The sequence below is a fragment of the Brevibacillus sp. RS1.1 genome (genome assembly GCF_013284365.1).
GTDB classification, from domain to species: Bacteria; Bacillota; Bacilli; order Brevibacillales; family Brevibacillaceae; genus Brevibacillus; species Brevibacillus brevis_D.
In genome coordinates, this window is record NZ_JABSVA010000024.1 from 1 (window position 1) to 4,855 (window position 4,855).

At 49.6% G+C, this 4,855-nt stretch carries 1 protein-coding gene; it reads right to left on the bottom strand.

Features of this window, described 5'->3' with window-relative positions; all coding sequences use genetic code 11:
* The coding region (locus tag HP570_RS29050; protein ID WP_173627959.1) for a non-ribosomal peptide synthetase at positions 1 to 4,855 on the bottom strand (4,855 nt) is incomplete at both ends.

The following is a 4,855-nucleotide window of genomic DNA, read 5'->3' on the forward strand; positions in this document are numbered from 1 at the left end:
CTTGTGACGTTCCTCGTCTGTGATAAATGAAAGTGTAGTCAACGGCTGTTCCGCTTGTGCAGTTAGGGCATGTAGAACCTGAGACATCTGTTCCAATACTTTCACAATCGCTTCCGAATCAAAACGTCCTTGCTCATAGATCAATTTGAGAGCAAGTTCATCGCCAGGAGCTACCACAAATGTCAATGGGTAATTGGTTTGCTCCACTGCTTCGACTTCACTCAGCGACACGCCGGAATCTGAATCTGACCCCTCACTTGTGCTATTCAGGTAATTCTCAAAAACGAGAATACTATCGAACAACGATTGTCCATGTGGAACCTCGCTCCAGCCTTGGACGTCTACAAGTGGTGTGTATTCATACTGGCGGATGTCTACTTGTGTCTTTTGCAAGTGTTGTAACCATTCCTGAATCGTTTGGCTTGGGTCAAACATGACGCGGACAGGTAGCGTATTAATAAAGAGTCCTACCATGTTTTCCACTCCTGGCAGCTCTGCTGGACGACCAGAAACCGTCGTTCCAAAGACAACATCGTCTGATCCGCTGTAACCGCTCAGGATGAGTGCCCATGCCCCTTGCACCAGCGTATTTAGCGTCAACTGCTGCTTGCGGGCAAAAGCTTGCAGATGTTCCGTTACTTCCTTGGATAAGGAAACGGTGCGATCTCTGTAGGCTTTAGGCTGAATGGCATGACTGCCTGCTTTTCCCATAGCAAGTGGCGTTGATTCGTAGAAGCCTTTTAACTGCTCTCGCCAATAGCGCTCCGCAACTTGTTTATCTTGCTTATGGAGCCATGCGATATAGCGACTGAATGGTTGGACTGCTTCTAATTTTTCTTCTTCGCCTTTATCGATCGCTTGATAACTCGCCTGCCAATCTTGCAAGACAAGTGGCATACTCCAGCCATCTAGCAAGATATGATGGAAGCTCCATAAGAAGCGATGCGTATGATCGTTTGTGGAAAACAATGTCCACCGCATTAATGGCGCCTGATTAAGCTGGAAGTTTCGCACCCGGTCTTTTTCCATGTACAATTGGATTTCAGCTTCCTGCTTATCGGCATCCACATGGCGTAGGTCGATTTTTTCCACGCTTACTTTTACTTGTTTTCGAACGATTTGATGCGGTTGTTCCAAGCCCTCCCAGATAAAGGAGGTACGAAGAATCGAATGACGGTCGACGATTCTCTGCCAAGCTTGCTCGAATGCTGCCAAGCTAATATCTCGCACTGTCATGAGGAACTGTACAACATAATCGCCGCCCTCTTGTTCATACAGGGAGTGGAACAGCATCCCCTCTTGCAGTGGGGTCAGCAGGTATACATTTTCGAGCTGACGATCCGAAGCGATGTATTTGTCGATTGACTGCTGATTCAGATTAGCCAGCGGGAAGTCTGACGGTGTGTAGCCGATTTCTTCTGCCGATTGGGTGTAAGTCATAATCTCCCGCAGTGCTTCCATGTAATGATCAGCAACCGCCGCAATCGTCTGTTCGTCATGGATGTTTTCGTTGTACAACCAGGTGACGTGTAGCTGATCTCCTGTTACCGCACTAATGATATCGAGCAAGTTCTCTCGAATCGAATCAGGGGCAAGATTGGCTCCACTGCATTCAGACGCTATGCCAAATGTAGAGGAAACCGCCACCGTCTGATCAAACTGTCCGAGGTAGTTGAAGCTGATTTGCGGTTTCAGTTGGGCGTTCAGTTGATGTTGTAGCTCGAGATCATCACTTAAATAGCGCAAAATTCCATAGCCGACACCCTTATTTGGAATCTGGCGGAGCTGTTCCTTGACTGCCTTCAGCGTATGCCCCCAAGGTTTTTCTTGCTCGATAGAAATCTGTATCGGGTACATACTTGTGAACCAGCCAACCGTATGGGATAAATCTGCCCCCTCGATAATCTCCTCGCGTCCATGTCCTTCCAGCGTAACGACCATCTTCTCTTTTCCTGTCCATCGATTCAACGCTTTTGCTAAGGAAGCAAGCAATACGTCATTGATTTGCAGACGGTAGGAAGGGAGCGTTTCGTGAAGCAAATTGCGCGTCTCTTCGGCGGTCAGCGTCAGTGTAATCTGTTTCGTGGATGCCTCGATGTTTTGAGCTGGCTCATACATACGGTCGACAGGAAGTGGATCTACTTCATACACTTGATTTGCCCAAAAGGCTTTTTCCTTATCAAGCGAATCAGACTTGGCATAAGCGTGTAACTGTTCAGCCCATGCCTGAAACGACGTCGTTTTTGACGGGAAATGCACCTCTTGACCATTTACAGCTTGCTCATAGGCCAACTGCAAGTCTTCCAGCAAAATGCGCCAGGATACTCCATCGACTACCAAGTGATGAATAACGAGCAGGAGTCGTCCCGGGCGTTCTTTTCCAAGATGGAAGTACACGGCTCGGAACATCGGGCCTTCTGTGATGTTGAGACTTGCCTGCTTCTCGCCTGCAATTTCTTCCAATCGCGCGAATTGTTCCTCTGCTGCGATGCCAGACAAATCAACCAAATGGAAAGGGGCAGGTTCGCCCAAGCCCTCGATGTATTGTGACCATATTCCGTCGTTGTTCGTATAACGCATGCGTAAAGCATCGTGGTGTGCAATCAATTCGGCAATGGCACGCTCCAATGCGCTCGTATCAACCGGTTCCTCGACTGTCAACAAGAAGGATTGATTCCAGTGATGGATGGACGGTTGATTAGCGGCAAAGAACCACTTCTGGATTGGCGTAAGCAACACATTGCCGGTTACGAGGCCTTGTTCCGCCAGTTGGATAGCACTTTCCCCGTTTCCAGTTGTTGAAACGAGAGCTGCCAGTTCAGCGATTGTTTGGTTTTCAAAGATCTGTTTAGGTGTAAGACGAATCCCTGCTTGGTTAGCCCGAGAGACGATTTGGATACTCAGGATCGAGTCTCCTCCGAGTTCGAAGAAGTTAGCGTTGATACTGATTTCTTCGATTCTGAGAACGTCTTGCCAAATCTCAGACAGTTTGCGCTCGATCAAGGTATGTGGTGCCGCGTAGTGCTCATCACTTGAGTGCGCATAGTCAGGTTTTGGCAGGGCCCGACGGTCTACTTTCCCGTTTGGCGTAAGCGGCAACTCATCCAGCATGACAAAAGCAGATGGCACCATATAATCCGGAACATGTGCTTTGAAATGTTGGCGCAGCTCGGCTGTGTCAGCCTCTTGCTCAGCTTGCTTGACCGCATAAGCGACGAGCTGTTTCTTGCCTGGTTCATCTTCGCGGACAATGACGACGGATGCAGCAAGAGCAGGATGTTTGGCTAATACTGCCTCTACTTCACTCAGCTCGATGCGGAACCCACGGACTTTTACCTGGTTATCGATTCGGCCAATGAATTCGATAAGGCCATCTGGCAGGTAACGAACCAGGTCACCCGTCCGATAAAGTCGTGTCTGCGGATCGGTTGAGAACGGGTTGGGTACAAAGCGCTCTTCCGTTAAATCAGGACGATTCAAATATCCAGTAGCCAGACCATCTCCGCCGATGTATAGCTCACCTGTTACACCAATCGGAACGGGCTGCATTTTGCTGTCCAGTACGTACACAGTCGTATTCTTGATCGGACGGCCAATCGGGAATGAACTGATCGTCTCTGGTAACTCTGTGACTGGATAGCAGCAGGTGAATGTCGTGTTCTCCGTTGGACCGTACCCGTTGATAATCGTGAGTCCTTCGAGTTCCAACGCTTTTCTTACGTGAGGAACCGAAACGACATCTCCACCCACGAGCAGTTGGCGAACCCCCGCCAGGTACTCTTTGTGATGATCTACCATCAGTGTGAACAGTCCCGCCGTCAGCCAAAGTGTTGTAACCTTGTGCACCTGAATGGCTTGTCCCAGTTCTTCCAAGGAAGGCAGATCAGGCGGCATCAGCACCAGCTTTGCCCCATTCAACAAGCTGCCCCAAATCTCAAAGGTCGCCGCATCGAATGATACTGTCGATGCTTGCAGGAAAACGTCCTGCTCTGTGATCGTCACATAGTCGGTTTCTTTGACGAGACGGACAATGCCTCGATGGATGACAAGCGTTCCTTTTGGCAAACCGGTAGAGCCTGAGGTGTAGATCACATAAGCGAGGCTTTCCGCTGTGGTGTCAATATCAGGTGCCCGTTCACTTTCTTCGGCAATCATCGCCCAGTCGCGATCCAGACAAATGATGGTATGCTCTCCAGATGGGAGTGATGGCAGAAGCTGCTCCTGCGTGAGCAAAACAGTGACTTTAGCATCGTCCATCATGTATGCCAGACGTTCTTTCGGATAATCCGAATCGAGCGGTACATAAGCCCCACCAGCTTTTAGAATCCCGAGCACCCCGATCAGCATTTCCAGAGAACGCTTCACACAAATACCGACAAGTGAACCTGGGCGAACGCCTTGTTTTTGCAGGTAGTTGGCCACTTGGTTGGCTCGCGTCTCTAACTGGGAGTAGGTGAGACTCTGGTCTCCCGCTACTACTGCAATTTGATTCGGGTAACGCATCGCGGTCTGCTGGAACAATTGATCCACGCGTTGCTCCCGTGGGTAAGCCGTCGCGGTGTCGTTCCATTCCCCGAGCAGCTGCTCCCGTTCATCCTGAGGCAAAAGCGGCAATTGGGTAATGGTCTGCTCCGGCATCTGAACGATGGCTTCGAGCAAGTGATGGAAGTGCTGTGACATACGTACAATCGTCGTTTCATCAAACAGCGCTGTATTGTACTCAAATGTCGCAATCAACCCGTTTGGTCTTTCAGCCATCGTCAACGTCAGGTCGAACTTCGCAGTGACGAGGTGTTTGTCCATATCGAATTCCGATACGCGTATGCCAGCCTTTTCGTCTAAATCTAGCTGGAAA